22 protein-coding genes and 1 pseudogene are annotated in these 25,991 nt (G+C 57.8%); 10 read left to right on the top strand and 13 right to left on the bottom strand.

Translation table 11 applies throughout. From position 1 onward, the window contains the following. Window positions 1-7 precede the first annotated feature (7 nt). From WH277_RS18575 to WH277_RS18590, 4 genes are read right to left on the bottom strand one after another with little or no spacing between them, the layout of a single operon-like run. Window positions 8-1,039 carry a FecCD family ABC transporter permease gene (locus WH277_RS18575; RefSeq protein WP_166653695.1) on the bottom strand — a complete coding sequence of 344 codons (1,032 nt, stop codon included), beginning with the start codon at window positions 1,037-1,039 and terminating at the stop codon, window positions 8-10. After that, complete coding sequence (locus WH277_RS18580) at window positions 1,032-2,021, bottom strand: FecCD family ABC transporter permease (protein ID WP_159336623.1); 990 nt, start codon at window positions 2,019-2,021, stop codon at window positions 1,032-1,034. The genes WH277_RS18575 and WH277_RS18580 overlap by 8 nt, the downstream gene beginning before the upstream one ends. Further along, complete coding sequence (locus tag WH277_RS18585) at window positions 2,018-2,935, bottom strand: ABC transporter substrate-binding protein (protein ID WP_227534525.1); 918 nt, start codon at window positions 2,933-2,935, stop codon at window positions 2,018-2,020. The genes WH277_RS18580 and WH277_RS18585 overlap by 4 nt, the downstream gene beginning before the upstream one ends. Continuing rightward, entirely contained in the window at window positions 2,925-5,021 is a 2,097-nt protein-coding gene (locus WH277_RS18590; protein WP_192933168.1) for a TonB-dependent receptor, read from the bottom strand. The genes WH277_RS18585 and WH277_RS18590 overlap by 11 nt, the downstream gene beginning before the upstream one ends. A gap of 457 nt (window positions 5,022-5,478) precedes the next feature. On the opposite strand from WH277_RS18590, the gene WH277_RS18595 reads away from it, so the two are divergent. The 5 genes from WH277_RS18595 (at window position 5,479) to WH277_RS18615 (ending at window position 9,823) form a co-directional block, all read left to right on the top strand. Then, window positions 5,479-5,874, top strand: coding sequence for a (R)-mandelonitrile lyase (locus WH277_RS18595; protein ID WP_208868825.1), 396 nt, complete (start codon window positions 5,479-5,481; stop codon window positions 5,872-5,874). 125 nt (window positions 5,875-5,999) lie between these two features. Continuing rightward, a complete protein-coding gene (locus tag WH277_RS18600) occupies window positions 6,000-6,929 on the top strand; it encodes a LysR family transcriptional regulator (protein ID WP_339506280.1) in 930 nt (309 codons plus the stop codon). Between the two features lie 203 nt (window positions 6,930-7,132). Beyond that, the gene (locus WH277_RS18605) at window positions 7,133-8,203 is read left to right on the top strand and encodes a Gfo/Idh/MocA family protein (protein WP_133842008.1); all 1,071 of its coding nucleotides are present in this window, start codon (window positions 7,133-7,135) and stop codon (window positions 8,201-8,203) included. Then, window positions 8,203-9,045 (top strand): sugar phosphate isomerase/epimerase family protein, encoded by an 843-nt coding sequence (locus tag WH277_RS18610; RefSeq protein WP_171148448.1) that lies wholly within the window; start codon window positions 8,203-8,205, stop codon window positions 9,043-9,045. Before WH277_RS18605 ends, WH277_RS18610 begins: the two co-directional genes overlap by 1 nt. Continuing rightward, window positions 9,038-9,823, top strand: a complete 786-nt coding sequence (locus WH277_RS18615) for an alpha/beta fold hydrolase (RefSeq protein ID WP_339506283.1) — start codon at window positions 9,038-9,040, stop codon at window positions 9,821-9,823. Before WH277_RS18610 ends, WH277_RS18615 begins: the two co-directional genes overlap by 8 nt. 8 nt (window positions 9,824-9,831) lie before the next feature. Here WH277_RS18615 and WH277_RS18620 read toward each other — a convergent pair whose 3' ends face one another. After that, the gene (locus WH277_RS18620) at window positions 9,832-11,514 is read right to left on the bottom strand and encodes an SgrR family transcriptional regulator (RefSeq protein WP_171148446.1); all 1,683 of its coding nucleotides are present in this window, start codon (window positions 11,512-11,514) and stop codon (window positions 9,832-9,834) included. 205 nt (window positions 11,515-11,719) lie between these two features. Between WH277_RS18620 and WH277_RS18625 the strand changes: the two genes are divergently transcribed. Together WH277_RS18625 and WH277_RS18630 are read left to right on the top strand one after the other, a co-directional pair. After that, entirely contained in the window at window positions 11,720-12,430 is a 711-nt protein-coding gene (locus WH277_RS18625) for a ribulose-phosphate 3-epimerase (protein ID WP_227534530.1), read from the top strand. Between the two features lie 52 nt (window positions 12,431-12,482). Then, the gene (locus WH277_RS18630) at window positions 12,483-14,417 is read left to right on the top strand and encodes a PTS fructose transporter subunit IIABC (protein ID WP_167864907.1); all 1,935 of its coding nucleotides are present in this window, start codon (window positions 12,483-12,485) and stop codon (window positions 14,415-14,417) included. Window positions 14,418-14,457: 40 nt separating this feature from the next. On the opposite strand, the pseudogene WH277_RS18635 reads toward WH277_RS18630, so the two are convergent. Next, window positions 14,458-15,283 (bottom strand): annotated as a pseudogene (locus tag WH277_RS18635) (SDR family oxidoreductase). Between the two features lie 93 nt (window positions 15,284-15,376). On the opposite strand from WH277_RS18635, the gene WH277_RS18640 reads away from it, so the two are divergent. Beyond that, window positions 15,377-16,300, top strand: a complete 924-nt coding sequence (locus WH277_RS18640) for a LysR family transcriptional regulator (protein WP_339506287.1) — start codon at window positions 15,377-15,379, stop codon at window positions 16,298-16,300. Here WH277_RS18640 and yghX read toward each other — a convergent pair. The 5 genes from yghX to WH277_RS18665 all read right to left on the bottom strand — a co-directional run bounded on the left by yghX (window position 16,281) and on the right by WH277_RS18665 (window position 21,032). Beyond that, complete coding sequence (yghX, locus tag WH277_RS18645) at window positions 16,281-17,168, bottom strand: YghX family hydrolase (protein ID WP_339506289.1); 888 nt, start codon at window positions 17,166-17,168, stop codon at window positions 16,281-16,283. The genes WH277_RS18640 and yghX overlap by 20 nt on opposite strands. A gap of 77 nt (window positions 17,169-17,245) precedes the next feature. After that, window positions 17,246-18,190: an aliphatic sulfonate ABC transporter substrate-binding protein gene (locus tag WH277_RS18650; protein WP_133842000.1), complete on the bottom strand. Its 945-nt coding sequence runs from the start codon at window positions 18,188-18,190 to the stop codon at window positions 17,246-17,248. Beyond that, window positions 18,187-19,059, bottom strand: a complete 873-nt coding sequence (locus WH277_RS18655; RefSeq protein WP_339506291.1) for an ABC transporter substrate-binding protein — start codon at window positions 19,057-19,059, stop codon at window positions 18,187-18,189. Before WH277_RS18655 ends, WH277_RS18650 begins: the two co-directional genes overlap by 4 nt. Next, entirely contained in the window at window positions 19,056-20,204 is a 1,149-nt protein-coding gene (locus WH277_RS18660; RefSeq protein WP_339506293.1) for an LLM class flavin-dependent oxidoreductase, read from the bottom strand. The genes WH277_RS18655 and WH277_RS18660 overlap by 4 nt, the downstream gene beginning before the upstream one ends. A 165-nt stretch (window positions 20,205-20,369) precedes the next feature. Next, a complete protein-coding gene (locus tag WH277_RS18665; protein ID WP_339506294.1) occupies window positions 20,370-21,032 on the bottom strand; it encodes a DUF3313 domain-containing protein in 663 nt (220 codons plus the stop codon). A 110-nt stretch (window positions 21,033-21,142) separates the two neighbouring features. Between WH277_RS18665 and WH277_RS18670 the strand changes: the two genes are divergently transcribed. Continuing rightward, complete coding sequence (locus WH277_RS18670) at window positions 21,143-21,757, top strand: TetR/AcrR family transcriptional regulator (protein ID WP_133841996.1); 615 nt, start codon at window positions 21,143-21,145, stop codon at window positions 21,755-21,757. Between the two features lie 30 nt (window positions 21,758-21,787). Further along, entirely contained in the window at window positions 21,788-22,075 is a 288-nt protein-coding gene (locus WH277_RS18675; RefSeq protein WP_133841995.1) for a SelT/SelW/SelH family protein, read from the top strand. Between the two features lie 98 nt (window positions 22,076-22,173). Here the strand turns inward: WH277_RS18675 and WH277_RS18680 are convergent, their stop codons facing one another. After that, window positions 22,174-24,555: a TonB-dependent receptor domain-containing protein gene (locus WH277_RS18680; RefSeq protein WP_167864905.1), complete on the bottom strand. Its 2,382-nt coding sequence runs from the start codon at window positions 24,553-24,555 to the stop codon at window positions 22,174-22,176. A 906-nt stretch (window positions 24,556-25,461) separates the two neighbouring features. Beyond that, window positions 25,462-25,941, bottom strand: a complete 480-nt coding sequence (locus WH277_RS18685) for a GNAT family N-acetyltransferase (RefSeq protein WP_339506295.1) — start codon at window positions 25,939-25,941, stop codon at window positions 25,462-25,464. Window positions 25,942-25,991 lie beyond the last annotated feature (50 nt).

The raw sequence follows: 25,991 nt of genomic DNA on the forward strand, positions 1-25,991 counted from the left end.
AGCTTCCTTAGTGACGTTGGGTGATCAGCAGAGTTAAAAAGAACGGTGTGCCGAGTACCGCGACAAAAATCCCGGCAGGCAGATCGGCGGGCAGAAACAGCACGCGGCCGATCAGATCGGCCAGTATCAGCACCATGGCACCGACCATCGCACTCATCAGCGCCTGCCCGGCAAATCCGGCGGCAACCAGACGCTTGCCGATATGCGGGGCAATCAGCCCGACAAACGCCATCGCCCCGCCCCAGGCAATCGCCACGCCCGCCAGCGCCACGCTCACCAGTAACAGCCCGCCGCGCTGCCACTGCACGCGCACGCCAATGCCGCCTGCCAACCCCTCATCCAGCTGTTGCACCATTACCTGACGGGCCAGCCAGATCAATAAGGGCAGGATCGCCAGCAGCCACTGCGCCAGGGCAACGGCCTGCGACCAGGTGGCACCGTATACGCTGCCGGTCAGCCAGACGTAGGCCGATAGCGTGGTGGTCAGCGGGCTGAACACCAGGATCAGCGTGGTCACCGCCCCGAGCAGCGCCGACACACCCACGCCGATCAGCACCAGTCGCAGCGGTGATGCCCCCTGCTTCCAGGCCAGCAGCCAGACGCTGGCGGTGGCCAGCCCGGCACCCGCAATAACCGCCAGCGGCAACAGACTGTCGCCCAGCGTCATACTGAAGAAGGCCAGGTAGATCACGGCGGCCGTCCCGGCACCGCTGGTGATCCCCAGGAGATCGGGCGAGGCTAACGGATTGCGAATAATGTTTTGCAGGATCAGACCCGATACCGCCAGCGCCCCACCCACCAGCCCCGCCAGTACGATGCGCGGCAGGCGGAGCTGCTGCACAATAAACGTCAGCCCGCCGGAGTCATCGCTAAACAGCAGCCGCAACACGGTTATGGGTGACATTGTCACTTTCCCCTGCGCCAGCGACAGCAGCATCACCAGCAGCAGAATACCCAACGCCAGCAACAGCCGTAACACGGTGTTCAGATTGATCTGGCGTGAAAAAGCGCCCCAGCGTAGCGCGATAATTTTATCCATAGCGCCCTCCACGCCTCGCCAGCCAGATAAAGAAAGGCGCACCAAACAGCGCGGTCATCACCCCCACCGGCACCTCCTGGGGCAGGATCACCACGCGGGCCAGGATATCGGCCAACAGCAACAGTAATCCGCCTCCCAGCGCGCAGCCTGGCAACAGCCAGCGATGATCGATGGAGAGGCCTTTGCGTACCATATGCGGCACCACCAGGCCGATAAAACCAATGCTGCCGGCCAGCGCCACGGCGCTCCCTGCCAGCAGCACAATCAGCCCCGCCAGCAGCAGGCGAACAGGCCCGGCACGCTGGCCCAGCGCGGTGGCTATATCGTCCCCGGCATTCAGCACGTTCACCTGCCCGGCAAACAGGAGCGTCACCGCCAGCCCAACAGCGCTGAGCGTCAGGATCGGCCATGCAGCAGCCAGTTCACGCTCACTGAGCGATCCGGCCAGCCAGAACAGCAGCGTATCCAGCCCCTGCTGGTCGATCACCAGCATCGCCTGGCTAAAGGCGGTAAACAACGCGGTGATCGATGCCCCGGCCAGCACAATGCGCAGCGGATTAAGACGTCCACGCCCGGCCGTACCGATCAGCCACACCAGCGTTCCCGCCACGGCGGCGCCGGCAAAGGCGCACCAGACCAACGCGTTGAGGGAAGCCAGTGAGAATACGGCGCTGCACAGGATAATACAGAAGGTGGCTCCGGCATTGATGCCGAACAGGCCAGGTGACGCCAGCGGGTTGCGCGTCAGCGCCTGCATCAGCGCGCCCGCAACGGCCAGACTGGCCCCCACGGCCAGCGCCATCAGCGTACGCGGCAATCGGGAGGTGGTCACCAGAATATGCTGGAGGTTCATACTATCGTGCCGGGTCAGCGCCGCCAGCACCTGCGGCAGTGATATCCAGTTGGCCCCTGCCATCAGGCTGAGCAACACGGCCATCAGGAGGAGTAACGCCAGGATGCACAGTTTTATCGCTGGCGTCATGTTGGCTGCCCCACAATCAGCAGGCGTTCGATATCTTCCAGCACCGCATTCGCGGCAATAATCCCGCCGGAGAGTACCCAGGTCACGCTGTCCACCTGCCACACCTGGTGGTGTTGCGGCGCCTGCATCTGTTTCCAGAGTGGATGACTGACCAGCGCACGGTAGTTATCCCGCACCACGGACTTTTCCGCGTGCAGCATGACAAAAAACAGATCGGCATTGACCACTGGCAGGCTTTCGCGGCCGCTGAGTTTGATCGACACACCTGTTGCCTGGCGTGCGGCCTCATTCCAGTGAAAGCCGAGTTCGCTGAGGATCATGCCGGGAAAACTCTGCGGCAGATAGCTACGCAGATGGTCCGCACGGATATCCAGCACGGAGACCGTCAGCGGCCAGCGTGCTGCATAGTGCTGTTCCAGTAACTGACGCAGGCGATTAACGCGCTGTTGCCAGCGGAGTAGCAACGCGGCAGCTATCTGCTGACGATTGACCGCCCGGCCCACCGCCTCAACGGTCTGCTTAAATTCGTAGACGTTATCGAGCATCACCAGCGGCGCGATCTGCTTCAGCAGCGGCGCGATCGCCTGGTGGCGAAAGCGCGAGGCAATAATCACATCTGGCCGCAGCAGCACGATATCTTCAAGGCTGGGCTGGGTTTCCAGCCCGACGTGCGGCACACCGTTTAATGCCGTGCGCAGATAGCGGTAGGTGGGCTTTTCACTCCAGGAATCCACCACGGCGCAGGGGGTAATCCCCAGCGCCACGAGGGCATCGGTCGCCCCCTGAAACAGGGTGATCACGCGCAAGGATGCGGTGCCCTGCGCCCTGAGCGGCAACAGCGCACCGGCGGCCAATATGCCAAGGCCTAGTCGCAGCACCCTGCGGCGGTCATTATGGGTGACATCAGAAATCAACGTTGTAACCCAGCGTCACCGTACGGCCACGGCCGGAGAAGTAGCGGTCCGGCTCCACCAGGGCACTCTGCGAATAATAGGTGATGTACTGCTTATCAAACAGGTTCGAGATTGCCAGGTTGACCCGTCCACGCGGCAGTTTATAGCCTACGGCGGCATCCACCAGCGCGTAACCGCTGAAGTCTTTATCCTCTTCATCAAACTCGCGGCTTAACGCCCAGTTGGCCTGAATAAAGGAGCTCCACTGCGGCGTCCAGTTCGCCGACCAGCTGGCAATAATGCGGTCCGGTGAAACATTCAGACCATCGAGTTTGGCATCCAGGCTACCGTTTTCATCACTGTCATAGCGGCCGCGCATATGCGAATAGCTGAGTTTCAGGCGGTGATCATCATTGACCGCATAACCCAGGGTGCCTTCGAAGCCGTCGATTTCGGTTTTCTCACGGCGCGTTACGTAGACATCCCCCACGCGGTCAACACGGCTACCCAGCTTTGAGCGGGACTGGTAGTAGCTCAGTTCAAAATCAAACGGCTGCTGATCGATGCGGAAACCGTATTCGGTATTCTCGGTCACAATCGGTTGCAGGTTCAGGAAGGTCCCTGCACTCATCCCCGGCTGGTTAATGCCGCGCAGCACACGGCCGACATCCGGCATGGCAAAGCCCTGAGAGTAGTTGGCAAACAGGCTGAGTGGCTCAACGGGCGTCCATACCGCGCCAACGTTATACAGCGTTTTATCGAAACTCGGTTTCCCGCCGCCGACCGTCACACTGTTGGCGCTGGCGATGGTCTGGTAGCTGTCGATATCCAGGCGTGCATATTCATAGCGCACGCCACCGGACAGTTTGAGTGAGTCCACGGGGGCGACTTCAAGCTGCACAAACGGCGACAGATCGGTGTATTTAATTTCCGGTACATAGGTGCGATGTGTGCCCCACAGATCCTGCTTAGACTGGTCGAACAGCGTATCGAAGCCCAGGGTGACTTTCAGGTAGTCGTCCCAGATATCGTCTTTGGTCAGCGCCATTTTGGTGCCGTACTTGGTGGTGACCGCGCGCGACTGATCGTACAGCGTCCCCACCGGGGCAATGTTGGCATCCTGGAAGGAGCCGGACAGCGTTGATCCGAACAGGGCTTCATACTGCTGGTAATACGCCAGCGCCGACAGTTTCATGCCGGCCAGATTGTAGTTGTCGTAGGTTATCGCCGTGCTCCAGACCTCATTATGTGGCGCTTCGCCTTCCGGCGTGCCCTTGATCGAGGTGGTCGGGATGCCGCGTTCGCGGTCGCCGGTGACGCTGAGATAATCATTTTTGCCTTTGAGCTGGTAGTAGCTGGCGCTGAGCTGAATGCGCTGATCGTCATCCAGCCAGTAACCGACTTTGCCTAACAGATCATAAGCGCGGGAGTTCATCAGATCGCCCTGGGTGTTATCCACCCCCACCGGGCGGTTATTGCCATCCAGATACAGCCCCTGATCTTCATAGCTTACCGAGAACAGGTAATCGAGATACTCTTCGCGCCCGTCAACGCCATAGGTGGTTTTGTACCCCATGGTGTCGCCTTTGAGCTGCGAGGTCGGAGATGAGGCTTCCACGCCAAAATGCTGATTAAACGCCCCCGGTTCCGGCCGTTTGGTGATCAGGTTAATCACCCCGCCCGCGGCACCAATGCCGTTGCTGGCGTTGGCACCGTGGATCACCTCAATACGTTCGATCATTGAGGCATCAATGGTGTGCATTTCGCGCCCGGTAGGACGCAGCGGGTTCGACTGGGGAATACCATCAATCATCACCAGCGGGATGCGGCCGCGCAGGGTTTCGCCGCTGCCGCTCATTTTCTGACGGCTGGGGGAAAACGACGGTAACAGGTTGCTTAAAATCTGTGAAGTATCAGAGGTGATCTGCCGCTGCTGTTCAATCTGCTGTTGGGTAATGATGGTGATGACCTGCGGGGAATCTTTCTTCTCACTGGCGGTACGGCTGGCGCTGACCACCATATCTCCCCCGCTATCGGCTGTTTCTTCAGCATAAAGTGGCCCTGCCATTAATAACGGCATCAGCGAACATAGCGCCCTGACTTTCATCTCACGATCCTTTTTACCTGGAGGAAAACCCGCTTTGGTGCAGGTTAAATGTGCCAAAGGGCACCAGTGGGAATGCGAATGCGATTATTATCATTATCATTTACGGTAACAATAGGAATAATTAGACATTCTTCCTTACATATTCCTTACACCAAAAGTGAAAAGCTGCTTTAATTTGACTTAACAGACTGATGAAAAACAGAAAATATCGGTTTTCGCCTCTGCTGATGTGTCTCTGAACGAACGCTGTTTTTTGCCGATAAATGTGACGCAGATCACCTTCACCCGTCTCAAAAAAACAGAACTGGCGCGTAAACAGGACCAAAAAATGCCCGTGTTACCGTCTTAAAAGACGATTTATGAATTTTTTTCATCACTTCTATACACCAGACGTTCTCAATCGTATGGCGCTAATCCCCTATGATGGACAGATATCAATGTAGAGGAAAATAAGATGATCGAGATTATTAAACACGGCAGTAAACCTGCGGCAGCTGGCCCGGCAGACTATTTCACCGGTAAGGTGGAAATCAACGCACCGTTCAGCGCTACTGAACCGGCCCGCGTGGGCGGTGCGACCGTGACGTTTTCCGCCGGGGCGCGCACGGCGTGGCACACTCACCCGCTGGGACAAACGCTGATTGTCACTGCAGGCCAGGGCTGGGTGCAGGAGTGGGATAAGGAAGCACAGGCGATTACCACCGGGGATATTGTCTGGATCCGCCCGGGTGTGAAGCACTGGCACGGTGCAGGAGCGGATACCACCATGACGCATATTGCGATTGCTGAGGCGCAGGACGGTAAAGCGGTCGACTGGCTGGAGCATGTGAGTGAGGCGCAGTATCAGCGCTAATGGCTGACTTTGATGGCTGACCTTCTCCGGTCAGCCCCGCCCGACCTGAACACAAGCCCCCTACCCGTGAATGCCGTCAGGCGCTACACTGCCTGCCTTCCCCCTGAGATGTGCCGAGGACTCGCGTGTTAAAAGATAATTTCAACGATCTTATTTCCCTGATTGTGGTGGCGCGCGAACGCAGTTTCACCAAAGCGGCCGCGAAACTCGGGGTCTCTCAGTCGGCGCTCAGCCACTCGATTCGGGCGCTGGAAGAGCGGCTTGCCCTGCGCTTGCTCACGCGCACCACTCGCAGTGTGGCCCCCACCGAAGCCGGTGAGCGCTTGATTAATTCCATTGGCCCGCGTTTGACAGAAATAGAGTCTGAGCTGATCGCCATTACAGAAATGCGCGACAAACCCGCCGGTAATATTCGACTGACGGCCGGAGAGCACGCGGCGCAATCCACCATCTGGCCTGCCCTGCAACCGTTTCTGCACCAGTACCCCGATGTGAATGTGGAAATCACCGTCGATAATACCCTGACGGATATTGTCAGCGGCCGCTACGATGCCGGAGTGCGTTTAGGTGAGCAGGTGGCGAAAGATATGATCGCAGTGCGTATCGGGCCTGACTGGAGTATGGCGGTGGTCGGTTCACCGGATTATTTCGCCCGCTATGGTCGCCCGCAAATACCGCAGGATTTGCAGCAGCACAACTGTATTAATATGCGCCTGCCGACCATGGGCGGGTTATATGCGTGGGAATTTAAGAAGGATCAGCGGGAAATACGCGTGCGGGTTGAAGGGCAGCTGATTGTGAATTCGCTGGTGCCACGCATTGATGCCGCCCTCTCCGGCCTGGGACTGGCCTGCTTACCGGAAGATACCGTCGCCGATCACCTTGCCAGCGGCACACTTGAGCGTGTGCTGCTCGACTGGAGCGAACCCTTTGCGGGCTATTATCTCTATTATCCCAGCCGTAAGCAGCATACAGCGGCTTTTTCACGCATGATTGAGGCATTGCGCTATCCGCGCCAGCACGCGTTTGCCGCCCCCGCTGCACCCTCCCTTTAAACACGCAGTTTCCGCTTTTACTGCCTCTTACAGCAGTAAACTGTGACCTCCCCCGCGATAAATGACCGGTTTTGGCTAAAACCGGAAAAAATCCCCGCGTTGATGTTCAGTTTTCCGGTTTTCTTTCCCTGACGATAATCACTCCATCAGGCTGCGGCTGCCGCCGTAGCTCAACTATCCCTGTAGGGGTAAAGGAGAGCGTGATGGAAACTTCGGGTAAAATTAACGTCGGTGTACTGGGCTGCGGGCCGATCTCGCAGGCGGGTCATTTTGAATCCTGTATCAAAGCCAGTAACGCCCGGTTGTATGCCATTTGCGACAGCGCCGATGACCTGCGCCAGCGCATGGCCGCGATGTGGGCGCCGGAAGTGGCGTATGCCGATTATCAGCAGATGCTGGATGATGAAAAGGTCGATGCGATTATTATCGCCACCGCCGATGCGTTCCACGTGCCCCTGGCGATTAAAGCGTTAAAAGCGGGCAAACACGTGCTGTGTGAAAAACCCCTCGGGATCACGGTAGAAGAGAGCGAAGAGCTGGTACACATTGCGCAGACCAGCGGCAAATTATTGCAGGTCGGCCATATGAAACGCTTCGATGGCGGCATTCAGGCGGCGCGTGATTTCGTTCAACAGGAGATGGGCCAGGCGGTGGCGTATAAAGGCTGGTATGGCGATAACAGCCACCGTTACACTGTCACTGATGCAGTGCAGCCAAAAATGATTACCAGCGCGGCAAAACGCAAACCCAGCGTCGATCCGAAAGCGGACTTGCAGCAATACTATCTGCTGGCACACGGCAGCCATCTGGTGGATACCGCCTTTTACATTAATGGCACCATCACCGATGTAGAAGCGCGTTTCCTGCATCGCGGCGGGGTCCACTGCTGGTTTATTGATATCGGTTTTGCCAACGGCGCGCTTGGCCAGCTTGATCTGAGCGTTGGTGTACGCATGGACTGGCATGAAGGTTTCCAGCTTTATGGCGAAAACGGCAGCGTGCTGGCAAAAACCTATAACCCGTGGCTGTTCAAATCCAGCGATGTCGATATTTTCCATGAAAAAACGGCATGCTGGCAGCGCCCGTTAGCCGCCGATGGTCATTTTTATCGCCGCCAGCTGGAGGCCTTTGCCCACGCTATCCTGACTGAACAACCGGTGACCGGTACCAGCGTGGAGGAAGGTCTGCATGTGGTTCAGGTGCTGGCCGCTATCCAGCAGTCGGTACGGGAAGGTCGCAGTGTATCGGTCACCAGCGCGCGGGGGTCTGTCTGATGTATAGCGGCATATTCTCGAAAACGTTCGCCACCGCCAGCGTGGATGAAAACTTCGCCCTGATAAAACAGTGTGGCTTTCAGGCCACCCAGTTTAACTACGCCAGCGCCGGGCTGCCCTCCCTGCCCACGGCCGTCCCGGAAAACATCCTCAACGAGATCAACGCAGCACGCGTTAAACATCAGATAAAAATGGAAGCCATCTCAGCGACCTTTAATCTGACGCATCCCGACGCGGCGGTGATTGCACGGGGGATGGCATCACTGGAGACCATTGCGGCATCGGCCGCCCGTCTGCACTGCCCGCTGTTAACACTGTGCAGCGGCACGCTGGACGCCGATGACCAGTGGCGCGCGCACCCGGAGAACAACAGCCCCGCCGCCTGGCGCACACTGTTACGCTCGATGGAACAGGCGCTGGCGATAGCCGACCAGTACCAGGTCAACCTCGGTATTGAGCCGGAGCTGGCCAATATTGTGAATTCCGCTGCCCGGGCGCGTCAGCTGATCGATGAACTTCAGCACCCGCGCCTGAAAATTATTTTTGACCCGGCAAACCTGTTTGAACAGGCAGATGCGGCCCAGCAGCAGCGCGTGATGGGTGAGGCCCTGGATCTGCTCGCCCCGGCCATTGCCATTGCCCATGCTAAAGACCGTGATGCCCGCGGTGAGTTTGTTACCGCCGGGCACGGGGTACTCGATTATCCCTGGTATATCAACGCGCTGCATACCGCCGGGTTTGACGGCTGTGTGGTCACGCACGGCCTGCCAGCGGACGATGCCGCTGGCGTCAGTGCTCTGCTGGCGCGCCTGATACCGCAGACGGGAGGGGTTCATGCTTAGTACCTTTACGCATCAGGGGCTGGCGCTAACTTACAGCGATAATCGTGCGGCGGGCCCGGTGCTGGTGTTCCAGCACGGTCTGACCGGGGACCACCAGCAGACACGTCAAAGTTATACAGCCGAAGACTGCCGCCTGATCACTCTCGAATGCCGCAGTCATGGCGGTTCTGCGCAGGGGGATGAAGCGCAACTGGGCATTATCCCGTTCGCCAGCGATCTGAGCGCGTTGCTCGATCACCTGGAGATTGAACAGGCGCATTTTGCCGGTATTTCAATGGGGGCGGCCATCGTTGCCCGGTTGGCCGCACAGCAGCCGCAGCGCGTGAGCAGCCTGACGCTGGTGCGCCCGGCCTGGCATCAGCGGCGCAGCCCCGCCAATATGGTGCCGTTTGCCCTCGCGGCCGATTATTTGCACTATTTCCCGGTGCACACCGGCCTTGAGGCCTTCCGTCAGTGCGGCCTGTTCACCACCCTGGCTGCCCTGTCCCCTGATAATGCCAGCGCGCTGGAGGCGCTGTTCAGCAAGGAAGTGGACCCGCAGTTACTGCGGCGTCTGGTGTTGTGCGATCCGGGTTTCGACAGCGAAGCACTGCGTGCCCTGCCGGTTTCACGTCGAGTGGTAGGCTGCGCGGAGGATGAGATCCACCCGCTGGCACTGGCGCAGGCGGTGGCTGCCGATCTGCACGTTTCATGTGATGAAATCACGGCCAAATCCCGCGATAAAGCAGCCTATTTCGCCGAACTGACCGCCATCCTTCAGCAGCAGATACACGCATAACCCTCAGATTACTCAATCCACAGCTGGCTGAAGTCTGGCCAGCCTAACGTACTGAGATCGCGCCAGGTAAAGGCAGAGTCCGATTCGTAATCCAGCCAGTGATGGAACAGCGGCAACAGCCAGCGCTGCTGGGTGATGCGCATAAACCAGCGGGCGATGGCGGGCATAAAGCGCTCGTTCTCGTGCTGGCTGTATTGCTGGATCAGCAGATGCAGGCTCTGCGTCATCTCCTGCGGCAGATGTTTTAACACCGGGTCCGGGATCATCCAGCTCAGGGCCGAATAAATATCGTCGAAGTCGATCATAAAGTTGCTCAGCCACAGATCGGCCCCTTCCACTTTCCCGCTCATAAACTCCAGCCAGCTGACCTGCTTGATCTGGCAACTGATGCCATGCTGCTGAAGGATAGCGACAATGCCACGCGCCAGCTCACTCAGCTCCGGTTGTTCAAAAGTGGCCAGCACCAGCGGGCGATTATTGCCAAAGGAGGGGTTCGGCTGGCCGTAATCGATAATACGGTGGTTCCAGTCCGGCAGCATCCCGGTGGCATAAGCCAGCGCCGTTGAGTAGTTTGGCGTCAGCTGGCTGCGGCGCAGAATATCCAGCGGTTGCAGCACCTCATTGAGAAAACGCCGCCAGTGCATATCCGCGCAGTGACCTTCACTGTCAATCAGAAGGAAACAGCCGCCCTGCTCCAGCTTGCGTTCGGTGGGCTTATTGATCGACTCGGCCTGATGCGTATGCAGCAGCGTGATAAAGCTCATGTTCAGCTCCTGCGTATCGAAGCGATAGACATTCACCTCGTCGATCATCGGCCTGCTCTGGTGGTAGTGACTGTTGCGCCGCAGACAGAGAACGGTATCGCTATGCTCGCTGATGCAAAACGGGCCGCTGCACAACCACTGACCATTACGCGTTTTGAATAGCCGCGCGGCCAGTACCGAAAGCAGACCGGGGAAGTTTTCCAGTGGCCGCTGTAGCAGAAAGCTTAGTTTTAATTCACCATCGAGTGAAATCTCGCTGATATCGCTAAACAGAGCGCGAAATTGCGCCGAATGGCGGGCATGTTCAAGGCAGCGGCGTACCTCATCCGCATTGATTTTACTGCCGTCTGAAAAGTGCAGGTTTTTACGCAGAAAAAACTGCCACTGAGTAAAGCTGTCGTTGTGCAACCAGTAGTGCGCCAGGTCCGGCACCACCGCACGCTGAAAGGGATCGTAACGCGTCAGGCCGCTAAAGCACTGGCGGATCAGGTGGCGCTCGGTGCGACGCTGCGGCAGCAGCGGATTCAGCCCGTCAATCGCCCGGTAATACGGGATTTTAAGCTGCACTTCATCGTTGGTGATAAAGGTGCCGAAATTATCGCGGATCAGATCTTTGATCTTCGGACTGCTGCCGCCGACCATTTTCAGCGCTTTATCGAACTGGCTGTGCTCCAGTAAGTCGCTGAGATTGTGCTGTTGCAGCGCCTGCGGGGTGATCAAAAAGCGTAACGAAGAGCGTTTTCCCCGACCGCGCTGGGGCTGCCAGTCTATCCACCCTGATTCCCGCATCCGGCTTAACAGAATGCGCGCATTACGCGGCGTACTGCTCAGGGCATGTGCCACTTCATCCACCTGCAAATGCGCAACATCATGCGCGGCGTAAAGCATATAGAGTCGCTGAAAATGCTCACCCAGTGCGGCCATCATCTTACCTGTTTTGCTGTTTTTTCCTATTTTAGGGCAAGATATGTTGCCTGACTGTGATCGTATTCATATTCATTTCCGGTTTTAACGAAAACCGGAAATGAATTTATCCGTGGCGCTGTGTTTTTAAGCGACAGCAAAAAATCAATGATGAAGATAAGGCGGGTCAGCCTGTTGGCCCGAATTAATCGACTCTGTGAACAAGGACATGATGATGACCACAACCCCACGTACCCACTGCCTGCAACAGCTGCCTACTGACCGCCTCCTGGCTGAAATGTCGGTATGGTCAGCCGACCTCGCCCATCTGGCCGATGACATCACTCGCGTCGATGAACTGGCGGATATCTACCATGTTGACGTTGCTGACGGCCACTTTACCCCCTCAATGCTGTTTTTCCCGGACCTGGTGGCGGCGCTGCGCAAGGTCACCACCAAACCGCTGCATGTTCACCTGATGGTATCCGACGCGATCCTGCTGGAGCAGATCGACCAGTTTGCCGAGGCCGGTGCCGATATCATCTCGATTCAGGGGGAAAATCAGCCCATCGAACAGGCGCTGGCGCGGATTGAGCACCACGGCTGTGCCGCCGGGATGGTGTTGCAACTGCATACCCCGGTCAGCGATTTAACGCCGTATCTCTCCCGCCTGGCGTTTGTCACCCTGCTCGGCACGCGCATGGGAGTCAAAGGTCAGGGACTGGCCGATGAGGCTTACGACCGGCTGCAACAGGCACGCCGTCTGATCCAGGATTCCCCTGCGCAGCAACACATCTTCCTCGCGGCCGATGGTGCCATCCGTGAACATACCGTGCCGGAACTGCGTCGCAGCGGAGCGGATACCGTGGTCATGGGATCGCTGGCGTTTAATGCCCCCGACTACCCGGCCACTATGAACTGGATACGCACCCTGCCGTAAGTCACCCGATCTTATTGCTGTACCCCCTACTGACCGACCGAGAGGCTGCATAATGATTAACACACTTATAAATGAAACATTAATCTGCCTTGATTTACACGCCACCCGCAAAGAGCAGGTGTTCAGCGAGATGGCTGAACTGCTGTTCCGTGCCGGCAATATTACGGATAAAGCGCAGTTTATTGCCGATGTGCAGGCGCGCGAAGCCATTGCGAACACCGGGTTTGAAGATGGGATTGCCATTCCTCATGCAAAAAGTGCCGCGGTGAAACACCCCGCCGTCGCTATCGGCATCAGCCGTCAGGGCATCGATTATGGTGCTGAAGACGGCCAGCCCAGCCGCCTGTTCTTTATGATCGCCTCGCCTGAGCAGGGTGCCGACCACCATATCGAAGTGCTGGCGGCATTCTCCGGGAAGTTTATTGAGGACGGTTTCAGTGAACGTCTGCTGGCCGCCGACAGCCCGGCGGCCGTCATGGCGCTGCTGACCGCCCCCACGCAGACGTCTGCGTCCACGGTTACCGCAACCAAAGGCTTGCTGATCGGCGTTACCGGCTGCCCGACCGGGATCGCGCACACTTACCTGGCGGCGGAAGCGCTGGAACAGGGAGCACGTGAACTGGGTTACCAGATTATTGTCGAAACCAACGGCTCCATCGGCGTGCGTAACAGCCCGACGGCTCAGCAAATTGCCGAGGCCGACGCCATTCTGGTGTGCAGTGATAAACAGGTGGAGATGGCGCGTTTTGCCGGGAAGAAGCTGATTCAAACCCCGGTCAAAGCCCCGATTAAAGCTGCGCAGCAGGTGATCCGCCAGGGGCTGGAAGCCCCGTTGTATCAGGCTGATAAATCTTCCGGCAGCAGCAGCGCGGCTGCGCAGCCTTCAGGACGCAGCGATATCTACCGTTTTCTGATGAACGGCGTGTCGCATATGATCCCCTTTGTGGTCACCGGCGGGCTGATGATTGCCCTGTCGCTGGCCATTGGCGGCCAGCCCGGCCCTTCCGGCATGAGTATTCCCGAAGGCAGTATCTGGCAGTCGGTGCTGGATGTCGGCGTGGTGGCCTTCAAACTGATGATCCCGATCCTTTCCGCCTATATCGCTTACGCTATCGGCGACCGCTCCGCGCTGGCTCCCGGCTTTATCGGCGGCTGGATTGCCAATACCGGCAGTTTCTACGGCGCAGAAGCGGGAACCGGGTTTATCGGTGCGATCCTCGCCGGGCTGATTGTGGGCTATGTGGTGCGCTGGCTGGCCACGCGCCGTTACCCCAAAATGGTACAACCACTTGTACCGATCCTGATCGTTCCCCTGACGGGTACGCTGTTTATTGCCGGGCTATTTATTTTTGTGATTGGCGCACCGATTTCCAGCGCCATGACCGGAATGAATCATCTGCTGGTGTCGCTGAATGGCAGTAGCCTGGTGCTGCTGGGTATTGTGATAGGCGGCATGGCCGGGTTTGATATGGGCGGGCCGGTGAATAAAGTCGCCTTCCTGTTCTGCCTGAGCATGCTGACGGCAGGCCATGCGGAGTATATGGGCGCAATTACCTGCGCCATTCCGGTAGCCCCGCTGGGGATGGGTCTGGCCACGTTCCTGTCCCGTAAGCTGTCGCTGTTTGCTGGTGAAGAGAATGAAGCCGGTAAAGCCTCGTTTGCGATGGGTCTGGTGGGTATTTCTGAAGGGGCCATTCCGTTTGCGGCACGCGACCCGCTTAGCGTGATCCCGGCTAACGTGATCGGCAGTATGGCGGCAGCGGTGATGGCGTTCCAGTTGGGCATCACCAATCAGGTTGCGCACGGCGGGCCAATTGTGGTCCTGCTGGGCGCGATGAACAAACCGTCACTGGCCCTGCTGACCATGTTTACCGGTGCTCTGCTGACGGCGGTGATTGCCATTGCGGTGAAATATATGCGCGTGAAGGCGGCACAGAATAAGCGCGCCGTCACCACCGCCTCCATGCAAAAATCCGCCACCCACTAACCCCCCCGACAGAGCGAGCCGGACGGCTCGCTCTGCATGGTCAGCCCTGTTTATCAACGCTGAATGCGATGTCTTTCGTTGCGTCAAGCACCTGCAAACGCGAGGTCAGCGCTTCCCGAATAGAGTGATACGCCTTGCTGCCCAGCGCCAGACGAAACGGCGGGTTATCGAGATCCGCTGCGGCAATAATCGCCTCCACGGTTTTTTTCGCATCACCATTAATCGCAATGCTGCCATCGGCAATCCCCCGCCGCACGGCTCCTGCGGGTGTGTTGTCGTAACACGCCATCGGTTCAGCGATATCAATCCCGGTGACAAACGGTGTATCGGTCGGCCCCGGTTCGGCTAGCAGGAAATCGATACCGAACGGCGCAACCTCCTGCGCGACGGACTCAATAAACCCTTCAATCCCCCATTTACTGGCGTGATAAAGGCTGAAATTAGGCCAGGCGATTTGCCCACCCTCCGAAGAAATTTGCACAATCCGCCCTCCTCCCTGTTGGCGCAGAAACGGCAATGCGGTGCGGATCAGCTGCACTGAACTGGTGAGGTTGGTGGCGATTTGCCGTGCGATCTGCGCGTCACTGACCTCCTCCGCTGCGCCAAACAGCCCGTAGCCTGCGTTACTGACCAGCACATCGATACGCCCGGCGCGGTCGAAGGCCTGCTGTATCACCGTGCGCATCGTGGCGGTATCCGTGCAGCACGACCGAGAGCTGTTCTCCCCAGCGGGCTAACAGATCGTCCAGCGGGCCGTGCCTGCGCAGGGTGGCAATCACGCGGTCGCCCCGCTGCAGCAGGCGTTCTGTCATCAGACGCCCCAGGCCTGTCGAGGTGCCGGTAATAAACCATGTTTTGTTGCTCATCGCTGCTCTCCATCAATGTTGTTTACTCACCCGCACAGCTTATGGCACGCTGACAGGCATGATAAGACTCAACAATTGGCATGAAGAGGTGAAATGAAATCACCAATACGAACCCCCTCGATCTCTGACCTCAAAGCCTTTATCGCCGTGGCAGAGCAACGCAGTTTTCGCCGGGCGGCAGAATTATCAGGCGTCACGCGCTCAACCCTGAGTCATGCTATTCGCGGGCTGGAAGAGCGCCTTGGCGTGCGCCTGCTGCACCGCACCACGCGCAGCGTGGCATTGACCGATGCCGGAGAAAAGCTGCTGCGGCGCATTACACCCCACCTCAACGGGCTGGAGCAGGCGCTTGAGGAGGTAGCGGATGCTCAGGGACAATTACTGGGAACGCTGCGGATTAACGGCGGTGAAGAGGCGATTCAGCAGCTACTGATGACCGTCATCCCGGAGTATCAGGCACGTTATCCGGGTGTGGAGCTGGATCTGGTGGTGGATGGCAGGCTGGTGGACATTGTGGCACAGGGGTTTGATGCCGGGATCCGGCTGGCGGAGGATGTGGCCGCCGATATGATCGCCGTGCGTTTTGGTGAGGATATCCGGTTTGTTGCCGTGGCCTCACCCGCCTATCTGGCGCAGCATCCGGCCCCCGGCGTGCCCGATGATCTGGCGCAGCATCGCTGCATTCGTCAGCGTCTGCCCGGCGGCAGGCGTTATCGCTGGGAATTTTCACGCCACGGACAGCAGATTGCGCTGGATGTTCCCGGCACGCTGACGCTAAACAGCTCAGCCCTGATGGCCGGGGCCGCCCTCCAGGGGCTGGGGATCGCCTATGTGCCAGAAAGCCATGTGCGGGAAGCGCTCAATCAGGGAATGCTGGTCAGGGTACTGGAGGCATGGTGCCCGCCAGTCCCTGGTTTATGCCTCTATTTCCCGGCGAATCGCCATATGCCCGTCAGCCTGAGGGCGCTGGTGGATATGATCAAACGCCAGAGTCCGGTTACACCAGATGGTGTTTAAACCAGGCGATGGTTCTCTCCCACGCCAGATCTGCCGCCGGTTTGTCATAACGCGGCGTCGAATCATTATGAAAACCGTGGTTCACGCCTTTATACACATAGCCTTCGTAGACTTTATGATGCTCTTTCAGCGCAGCTTCATAAGCCGGCCAGCCCTCGGTAATCCGTGTATCCAGCTCCGCATAATGCAGTAGCAGCGGCGCTTTGATTTTGGCCACATCTTCCGCTTTCGGCTGGCGACCATAAAACGGCACGGCAGCGCCCAGTTCGGGATAGGCCACGGCCGCCGCATTCGCCACCCCGCCGCCATAACAGAAGCCGGTTATGCCCACTTTGCCGCTGGCACCATCGTGCTGCATCAGAAACTCAATCGCCGCAAAAAAGTCGTTCATCAGCTTTGTCGGGTCAATTTGCTGTTGCAGCTCGCGCCCTTTCTCATCATTGCCCGGATAGCCGCCAACCGAACTTAATCCGTCCGGGGCCAGCGTAATAAAGCCGGCTTTCGCCACCCGCCGCGCCACATCCTCGATATACGGGTTCAGCCCGCGATTTTCATGCACCACCACCACTGCAGGCACCTTCCCCGTGACTTTCGCCGGACGGACGAGGTAACCCTTCACGCTCCCGTGTCCCTGCGGGGACGGGTAGTGAATATACTCCGCGAGAATATCGGGATCGGTAAACTCAACCTGCTGCGCATAGGCATAATTCGGCGTCAGTAAGGTGCCGAGTGCCGCCGCCGACAGGCCACCGACAACAAACTTCGCCGCGATATCCAGAAACTCACGTTTCGTGATTTTACCGTGTACATAGAAGTCAAAATATTCGAGCAGTTCAGGAGGGAAATCTTTTGCCGTCATACGTGTCATTAGCCAGGCTCCGTACGGTGCATAAAACGTGGGGCCGACGTTGCTGGTCGGCCCGGTTTGGCAGGATAGCGCGTGAGTTACAGTTCCACGCTGTGACCCTGAATATCAGGAATAGCCTTAATCAGCCCCTGTTGCAAGTACCACTCAGCAACATGCTGAATATGCTGGCGCTGCTCTGCCCCTACTGACGACAGCGGAACAGTATTGACCTCGCCCAGCCGATCGCCCAACCCTTCGCCCAGACGGCCCATCTGTTGTGCCCAGATTTTCCCGGCTTCATGCGGGTGCGCTTTGGCCCAGACATTCTGCTCTTTCATCACCTGCCAGACGATCTTCACCACGTCCGGATGCTGGCGGTTAAACTGCTCAGTGACAAAGTAACCCACGGCGTTCTCCGATCCCAGCTGTTTGCCATTGGTCAGCAGACGCCCTTCGTAGCTCTGACGCGCCAGCGACAGGAACGGGTCCCACACCGCCCAGGCATCCACATGACCGCCGACAAAGGCACTGCCGCTGTCCGTCGGCGTCAGGTACTCTTTCTGTACTTCGCTCTCTTTGATCCCGGCCGTCTGCAACGCGCGTGACAGCAGATACTCTCCCGTGCCACCCTTGTTCACCGCCACTTTTTTACCGCGCAGGTCCGCCAGCGTTTTCAGCGTGGAATCGTTGCGCACCACAATGCCTTCTCCATCAGGCGACATCGCCTGATAACCAAAGAACACCAGCGGCAGCCCGGCGGCAATGGCGGTGACAAAGGCCGTGGAGCTGCCGGTGGTCATATCAATGGCGTTGGCATTCATTGCTTCATAGGCGGGTGCCGCTGATGAGAACGGCCCTGCCCATTCCAGTTTTACGTTGTGCGCAGCCAGCGCTTTTTCCAGGCTGCCATTCTCTTTCGCCAGCGCCAGGTCGGTTGGTGCCCGTAAAAACCCTATTCTCAGTGTGATCTCGTCTGCGGCCTGCGCCGTCATTGTTACGCCTAACGCCGCGGCGACCAGCCAGCGCAGCACTCCCTTATTCATGCCTGTACTCCATTGTCGAGCGCGACGTTTATCCGCAGCGCCTGGGTGATAAATCGGGCGGCCAACAGATCGTCGGCCTGCTGTTGCTGCTCTGCCAGCAGTTCCGGGGTCACCCGGTGAATGCCCCACGGGCGGGACCGAATAGTCGAGAGCCAGCTGGTGACGCTGAGTGAGCCGGGAAGATGCCGATGGATCAGCTCCGCGGCCTGCTGACTGTTGCTGGCGATCCAGCGGTCATTCTCGGCCAGTACCGTCAGCAGGATTTCCGCCTGCTGCGCAGACTGATGCAGCCAGCGTTCACGGCACCAGAACAGGGAACGGTTGCGGATCACCTCGCCCACCTGAACAAGGCAGCGCACCTTTTTAGCATCCTGTGCCGCGGTTAGCCAGGGATCGATAGCCGCCCACAAATCCACCCGTCCCTCGCGCAGCGCACGGGCAGACTCACTGCCGTTAAGGTCAACCAGCTGGATATCGTCCAGTGTCAGCCCGTTCTGCAACAGCAGCCGGGCGAGGAAATGGTCGGTAAACGATCCTTTCATGCAGGCGATGCGCGCGCCTTTGAGATCGCTGGCGCTCTGACGCGGCCCGTCTTTCATCCCGAGCAGCGCGCAGTTTGCCGTCCGGTCGGGTGAGGCCGCCAGATAGGCCACGTCCAGACCGTTGCCCTGTGCCAGCAGCGGCGGCGTGGACCCGGTGCCGACGACATCCAGCCGTTGTTCTGCCAGAAAAGTGGCACTGTCGCCCCCATGCAGATAATCCGTCCAGACCACGCCGCCCTGCGCTGCCAGTGCCGTTTCCAGCACGCCGCGATGGCGCAGAATAAACAGTGAAAGATTGTTCGGGTGACTGCCAATACGTAACGTCATCCACGATCCTCCTGCTGCCCCACCGGGCTGTCCCACAGATTGCTCCAGGTGAAGGTATTACCGGAATCATCAGCCACGTGCGTCACCGCGGGCGCGTCCAGCGACAGACGCGGTAACACCAGCTGGCTGAAGCGTTGTGCTTCCTCCACCAGCGGGAAACCGGACAGGATAAACACCTCTACGCCGGCCTGCTGATAGTCATGCAGTACGCGCTCAACGGTTTCCGGGCTGCCGACAATCGCGGTACCCGGCCCCGGACGGACCAGGCCGATGCCAGCCCACAGATTCGGGTAAATCTCCAGCTCACGCGGGTTTTCCGGACGGGCGTTATTGTGCAGTGCGCTCATGCGTGCCTGACCGACAGAATCCGATCCGGCGGCCAGCGCGTGGCAGGCAGCAATCGCTTTATCGTCCATTGAACGGTACAGCGCCTCCACCGCCTGCCACGCGGCTTCATCCGTTTCCCGCAGGATCACATACAGACGGATGCCAAAGCGCAGCGTGCGCTGATGCTGAAGCGCTTTCTGTTTCACGGCGGCAATTTTCTCTGCGGCCTGCGGCGGCGTTTCACCCCAGGAGAGATAGGTATCAATATGTTTTGCCGCAACGTCCTGCGCTGCCTCCGATGAACCGCCGAACCATAGCGCAGGCGGTGGGTAGCCACCGTTGCCCAGCGCCAGACGGGCGTTGCTGATATGCAGGTGTTCACCTTCGAAATCCACCGTCTGTTCTGCCAGCAACGGCTTCAGCACGGTAAGAAACTCATCGCTTAACTGGTAGCGCTGGTCGTGTTCAAGATGCAGACCATACGCACCCAGGGTATTTTTATCGCCGCTCACCACATTGAGCAGCACGCGTCCCTGGGAGAACTGGTTGAACGTCACCGCCATTTTGGCCAGCAGCGTGGGGGAAACCAGCCCAGGTTGGATCGCGATCAGGAACTTCATCCGTTGCGTCAGCGGGATCAACGAAGCCCCGACAATCCAGGGGTCGTGCGCGCCGGTGGCCAGCAGCGCGCCGGTAAACCCCAGATTATCCACCGCCTGCGCCACTTCCTGAAACCAGGCATAGTCGATTTTGCGACTGCCGGAGGCGGTCCAGGGCTGCGGCCCGTCGGGGGCGGTGAGATACCAGTAGATTTCCATTAAGGCTTCCTTCTTTTTTTGCCTGAAGTAAACGACAGCAATAACAAAGCCGCACAGACAGAACAAAGAAGAAATCGGGGAAAGTTCAGCGTTAAAAAGCATTTAGAAAAAAAGCGGCTCTGCGGCCGCTTCTGTTTCCGGGTATTTCCTGGTGTTGACGTCAGACTATTTCAGCACAGCCAGCAGCTGGTCAGCCCCTTTATCAATGCCCACTTTAGCGGCCGACAGGGAACCAAAGCTGGCCCCGACATTCATTGCATTGGGATACTGTTTCGTCACCCAGGCCTGTAATAACTGGTTATTGTCGGCCTGATAGATCTCAACGGCATAACTGACTGAACCGTTCATCAGCCCTTCCCGCCCACGCACCGCCTGCACAATATTGTACGGCCCACCCGCCAGATCGAACTTGGTGAACGTTCCCAGCACCGGCGTGGTGGTCTCGGCTCCGGTAAGCGTCAGCTTAATGCGCAGCGCCTGTGGCGAGGGATGCTGGCTGGGTGAAAACCGGGTTTTCAGCACCTCGTTGCAGCGCTGGTACAGATAATCGGCCAGCTCCTGACGATCGGCCTGGCTGAGATCGCCAAACTGATTATCCGCGCCCTGATAGACGATGACCGGGTCCACCGTCACTGTGGTGTATTTTTTCCAGTCGACCTGGCCTGCGGTGCGCCACGGCTGGCGATAGGCATCCTCACCGCTGTTAGGCCGCAGCTGTTCAGCAGACGATAACCCGGCATAACGTGGTGGCTGCGTGCCCGCACAGCCTGCCAGTACTAGCGAGAGGAGTAATAAAGACGATGTAAAAACCTGGCGTTGAGTGAACATAAGAATACCCTTTTTTATAAGTGAACCGTACTGTACGGTATAGTTATGCCCTGGCAGGATTTTTCTGTCAATAAAATGTACACTCGGGTTTATTTTTCGCGGGAGAGCCGATGAAAGTCCGAACTGAAGCACGCCGTGAGGCGATCGTGGAAGCTGCCGCACAGCTTTTCCAGGAGATGGGTTACGAGCGCGCATCCATGAATGAGCTGTCAAAGCGCCTTGGCGGCTCCAAAGCCACGCTGTATAACTATTTTCCCTCGAAAGAGGAGCTGTTCAGCGCGGTGATCCGCACCTATGCCACTCAACATTTGACAGACGCCGCCAATGTACTTAACGATGCGGTGGCGAAAAGCGTGACGCTGGAAGAGAAACTACAGCGCTTTGGCGAGCAGATGTTGCAGGTGATGACCACGGATAATACCGCCCTGTCGGTTTATCGTATGGTGGTGGGGGAAGCCGGGCATTCCGATATGGGCATGCTGTTTTATGAATCCGGCCCGCGTGAGAGCGTGGAAAAACTGGCGCGGTTGTTCTCGTCAGCGATGGATAACGGCGCGCTGCGCCTCGGCGATCCGCAGGTACGCGCCTTGCAGTTTCTGGCACTGCTGACCGCTGAAATTGAAATCCGTATTTATCAGCGCACCGCTCCGCCAATGAGCGAGAAGCGGGTACGTGAAATGACAGCCTGCGCGGTCCGGATGTTTATGGCCGGGGCTGGAAAATAATCTTCTCAATACGATGGTGAGGTTACTTGCATGAGCCAATTACCGGTTGTCACGATCCAATATTGTTCCCAGTGCAACTGGATGCTGCGCGCCAGTTGGATGGCGCAGGAACTGCTGCATACCTTCAGTACCGATCTCGGTGCGGTTACCCTCATCCCCGGTACCGGCGGCGTGTATGAGATCACGGTAAATCAGCAGGTGATCTGGAACCGTAAAACCGATGACGGCTTCCCGGATGCTGCCGAGATCAAACGCCGCCTGCGCGCCGTCTGTTTCCCGGAGCGGGATTTGGGGCATATTGATCAGCACGCAAAATAAAGGGCTGACCGAAAAAGAAGGTCAGCCCCTACGCAATCCTGTCGGGGGCGACCCTTTTTTCCGGTCGCCCCGTGCTGGTGTTAAGCGTTTGCTTTACATCAGAAATCGACGTTCACACCTAACTGGAAGTTACGTCCTGGCTGGACGGCCAGTGAGCGATCGTTGATATCCACCTGAGTTTCCCCGGTCATATTACGGCTGCTGAGGTAATCCCAATATTTACGATCGGTCAGGTTATATACTCCACCGCTTAGCTTCACGTTCTTCGTCACTTTCACCCAGGCCGTCATATCCACCATGCCGTAACCCGGCACGCGCGTATATTCCGTGGTGGCGTCCGTCAGCGCACCTCCGCTGTTCAGGTAGCTGTTGCGGTTGGTGCTCTGCGCCTGCTTCCCTTTAACAAAAGTCGCGGTGATCGCCGTACCAAAGCGCTGCGCCGGATCGTCAAACGCCACGCCAACCACGGCTTTCATCGGGGCCACGCTGTCGAGGTCAACATACTTGTCGCCATCATAGCGGGATTTTGCCTGGCCCTTGCTGTAGCCCAACGCAAAGGTGGTACTCAGGCCGTTAACCTGATCAAACCAGGTGCCATAGTTGATTTTGGTGCTGACTTCTCCGCCCCAGATATAGGCTTTATCACGGTTTTCTGCCTGATAGATAGTGGCTATATTCGCAGGAACGTTAACGAACTTATCCGGTGCCGTAGCGCGAGAATAACGGGTCGACGCAATAAAGTTTTTGTACGTGTTATAGAACATCGCACCGTGCAGCGTTACGCCTTCCGTTGCCTGGCCCTTCACGCCCCATTCAACGTTGTTACTGGTTTCCGTTTCCAGATCGGTATTGCCCAGCAAGGCATACTGACGGTTTCCGGCGTAGCTGGAACCGAGGTTCCATGAACCATACAGCTGGCTGGCGTTCGGGAACTGCGCGCCGCGCTTGTACTGCACGTAGGTCATCAGCTGCGGGGTAATATCATAGTTAAAGCTGATGGACGGCAGCAGCTGCGTATCGCTGTTGGTTTTTCCGTACAGCTTCTCTGCATCGGCAGGCGTCAGCACATCCGTGCCCGCGGCCATATTGGCGAGGTTCTGCGGTTTGGTTTCCTGATGCGCCACACGCACGCCCGGCACCACAGAGAACGCATGACCATCAAGGTCAAACAGGATACTGTCCTGCACAAACGCGCCCAGCACCAGGGTACGGCTGTCACCCTCAGGTTTGGTGGTCATGCTGGTGCCGCTCTGTGCCGGAGACTGGCTGAACGGGCGTTCGGTTTCTGAAAGTCGCCCGTTGATCCCGGCCAGCAGATCGTGGCGACCCAGCGTCTTCGCCAGTTGGGCTTCGTAGCCGTACGTTTCCACGTTGTAATCAGAGTACACGCGCTGCATGGCACCCGCAGTGCCTAATGGCATCAGCGTATTGTCGTGTGCTTCAGTGTGCTGGTAATAAATTTTATTACTCAGGCTGTCGACCCAGTCGTTACCCGGTGTCCACTCATCTTTCAGGCTGACACCCCAGCGGCGGGTGTTGCTTTGCTGGTTCGCATCGCCCAGTAAGGTATTGCCGTCAGTAGCCCAGCTGTCATAGCGGCTGTGATTCACTTTGCTGTAAAAATCGACCGTTCCGGTCAGCTTGTGTTCATCGTTCGGCTGCCAGATACCGGACGTCAGCAACGCGTCGGAGTGCCAGTTTTCCGGGTAAGCGTCAAGTTCATCGCTGTTATTACGGGTCTGCTGACCATCACGGCGGCTGTACACCATCAGACCACGCAGGGTTTCATCCCCGGCGGCAGCGGTGATGCCGTTATGCCAGCTGCGGCTGGAGGAGTCGTAATCGCTCTGGAAGCCAAACGCAGTGTGTTTGCCCGGCGTCAGATAATCATCGGCTGATTTCGGCAGGAAGGAGACGGTACCGCCCAGTGCGGTATTCGCACGTGACGTTATCGTTGCGCCAGATTCAATCTCGACGCGACCGTAGAGATAAGGGTCAATGTAGTCACGGCCGATGCCGAAGGTGTTCACCCCGGCACGGCTGGCGTAGCTGCGCCCGGTGGCTTCTGGCTGCGGGATGCCATCGACGTCAAGCGCCACGCGGTTACCTTCCAGACCACGGATGTTATAGCCGGTGTAGCCGCCCCGGTCGAAGCCGCTTTTGCCCGTGGAAGAACCGCTGCTGCTGCCTACCGCGCCGATCAGCGGCTGGTAACGCATGATGGTGCCGAAGTTATTGCCACCACGCTGCTGCATATCGGCAGCATTAAGGGTGACTGAACTTCCTGCCACTTTCTTCACTTCTGGCGACAAGACGGTCATCACCGCATCATCCTGCGGCGTGTTTTGTTGGCGGGCTTTGGCGGACGATTCATCGGTCTGCTCAGCCGCGGTAAGCGGCGTGGAGACGGCGGCGGTGAACAGTGTCCCCACGACGAGAGACGTGTGCAGTAATCCCTGGCGGGATGAAAACTTAATCATGCGAAATACCTGCGATGTTATTATGGGTATTCGCTCAACAACGGCTTCAGGAATAGCAATTAACAAAGCCCTGTGGCAGGGCAAACAACGTTTATAATTTGCGACATAATATATGAATGATAATCATTATCAACATTAATGTTGCATTAGATTACCGTTTCCTGCGTCATTATTTCTTTTGTCTTACAAATGTAGGGGATGACCTTTTTTTTGGTCGACCCGAAAAACAAGGTCAAGGTCAAGGTCAAGGGCGTTTCGCTTTCCCGCTGCGCGGGCTGAGCGACCCAGGGCGGCCAGTCGCCGCCGCCCTGGGGACCCGGGCTTGCGGCAGGCGCATCGCCCGCTTAACGCGGGTTCCCTCAGTCAAGCGGCTTTCCTGCCGGATCGGTTGTGACGGGACATCCCTGTCCCGGCACACCCTCTCGCCGACGTCCTGTCGGCTCGTCCTGGAAATCCGCCCTCCTTCGGCGAAGCTTAATTGCCGCTCAAAAGGTCAACGGCCAGGTCAACGTCAAAAGAACAAACACGGAGCAAATATAAAAACCCCTTTTGGTCTTATTCAGTTTTTGTCTTTTTTAATTTTTAGATTTTGAATTGGGTTTTGACGTTGAAGCGGCAATTAAGCAGCGCTGAGGAGGCGATGTGAACCAGGATTCACCGCCAGGACGGCGGTGAAAGGTCGTGCCGGGACAGGACGTCCCGTCACGAACGGTCCGTCGGTGAACGGAGCTGACGAAGGCACCCGTGAAACGGGCGCGGCGCCTGCCGCAAGCCCGGGGTCAAGGGGCGGCGGCGACTGGCCGCCCCTTGTCGCTCAGCCCGCGACAGCGGGAAAGCGAAACGCCCTTGACCTGGAACTTGACCTTAACGCAAAGCGTAAAGCTTAAAGCGCAGAGCGCAAAAAACTCAGGATTCAGCAAAATCCGTCAATACCTGCCCTTCCATCCGGTAACGCACCCACTCATCCTGCGGCGCAGCCCCAATGCTTTTATAAAAATCGATGGCAGGCTGATTCCAGTCCAGCACGCTCCATTCCAGGCGGCCGCAGCCGCGCGCCACCGCAAGTTGTGCAATATAGCGCAGCAGCGTTTTACCGGCTTTCTGACCGCGAAAACGCGGGCTGACATACAGATCCTCCAGGTAAATACCGTTTTTCCCCAGCCACGTAGAGTAGCTGGTAAAGAACACCGCGTAGCCCGCTGCAACACCATCCACTTCACAAATCAGCGCTTCACTGGTGGAATTATCAGCAAACAGTGACGTTTCAATATCCTGCTGACTGGCGACCACTTCGTGCAGCGCTTTCTCATATTCAGCCAGTTCGGCGATCATCGCGAGGATCAGTTTGGCGTCCTGGCGTTCGGCGCGGCGGATAACGGTATTCATAATCATTCCCTGGAGCAGACAGTTGATGGTCGCCAGCATAACCGCTAATC

Origin of the sequence: Erwinia sp. MYb416 (assembly GCF_037479575.1) — a bacterium.
Lineage (GTDB): Bacteria > Pseudomonadota > Gammaproteobacteria > Enterobacterales > Enterobacteriaceae > Erwinia > Erwinia rhapontici.

What these genes read in the sequence shown, in the direction of transcription:
- WH277_RS18575 (WP_166653695.1), bottom strand. Translation starts at nt 1,039, where the DNA reads ATGGATAAAATTATCGCGCTACGCTGGGGCGCTTTTTCACGCCAGATC.
- WH277_RS18580 (WP_159336623.1), bottom strand. Translation starts at nt 2,021, where the DNA reads ATGACGCCAGCGATAAAACTGTGCATCCTGGCGTTACTCCTCCTGATG.
- WH277_RS18590 (WP_192933168.1), bottom strand. Translation starts at nt 5,021, where the DNA reads ATGAAAGTCAGGGCGCTATGTTCGCTGATGCCGTTATTAATGGCAGGG.
- WH277_RS18605 (WP_133842008.1), top strand. Translation starts at nt 7,133, where the DNA reads ATGGAAACTTCGGGTAAAATTAACGTCGGTGTACTGGGCTGCGGGCCG.
- WH277_RS18610 (WP_171148448.1), top strand. Translation starts at nt 8,203, where the DNA reads ATGTATAGCGGCATATTCTCGAAAACGTTCGCCACCGCCAGCGTGGAT.
- WH277_RS18615 (WP_339506283.1), top strand. Translation starts at nt 9,038, where the DNA reads ATGCTTAGTACCTTTACGCATCAGGGGCTGGCGCTAACTTACAGCGAT.
- WH277_RS18620 (WP_171148446.1), bottom strand. Translation starts at nt 11,514, where the DNA reads ATGATGGCCGCACTGGGTGAGCATTTTCAGCGACTCTATATGCTTTAC.
- WH277_RS18625 (WP_227534530.1), top strand. Translation starts at nt 11,720, where the DNA reads ATGATGATGACCACAACCCCACGTACCCACTGCCTGCAACAGCTGCCT.
- WH277_RS18630 (WP_167864907.1), top strand. Translation starts at nt 12,483, where the DNA reads ATGATTAACACACTTATAAATGAAACATTAATCTGCCTTGATTTACAC.
- WH277_RS18640 (WP_339506287.1), top strand. Translation starts at nt 15,377, where the DNA reads ATGAAATCACCAATACGAACCCCCTCGATCTCTGACCTCAAAGCCTTT.
- yghX (WP_339506289.1), bottom strand. Translation starts at nt 17,168, where the DNA reads ATGACACGTATGACGGCAAAAGATTTCCCTCCTGAACTGCTCGAATAT.
- WH277_RS18650 (WP_133842000.1), bottom strand. Translation starts at nt 18,190, where the DNA reads ATGAATAAGGGAGTGCTGCGCTGGCTGGTCGCCGCGGCGTTAGGCGTA.
- WH277_RS18655 (WP_339506291.1), bottom strand. Translation starts at nt 19,059, where the DNA reads ATGACGTTACGTATTGGCAGTCACCCGAACAATCTTTCACTGTTTATT.
- WH277_RS18660 (WP_339506293.1), bottom strand. Translation starts at nt 20,204, where the DNA reads ATGGAAATCTACTGGTATCTCACCGCCCCCGACGGGCCGCAGCCCTGG.
- WH277_RS18665 (WP_339506294.1), bottom strand. Translation starts at nt 21,032, where the DNA reads ATGTTCACTCAACGCCAGGTTTTTACATCGTCTTTATTACTCCTCTCG.
- WH277_RS18670 (WP_133841996.1), top strand. Translation starts at nt 21,143, where the DNA reads ATGAAAGTCCGAACTGAAGCACGCCGTGAGGCGATCGTGGAAGCTGCC.
- WH277_RS18675 (WP_133841995.1), top strand. Translation starts at nt 21,788, where the DNA reads ATGAGCCAATTACCGGTTGTCACGATCCAATATTGTTCCCAGTGCAAC.
- WH277_RS18680 (WP_167864905.1), bottom strand. Translation starts at nt 24,555, where the DNA reads ATGATTAAGTTTTCATCCCGCCAGGGATTACTGCACACGTCTCTCGTC.
- WH277_RS18685 (WP_339506295.1), bottom strand. Translation starts at nt 25,941, where the DNA reads ATGAATACCGTTATCCGCCGCGCCGAACGCCAGGACGCCAAACTGATC.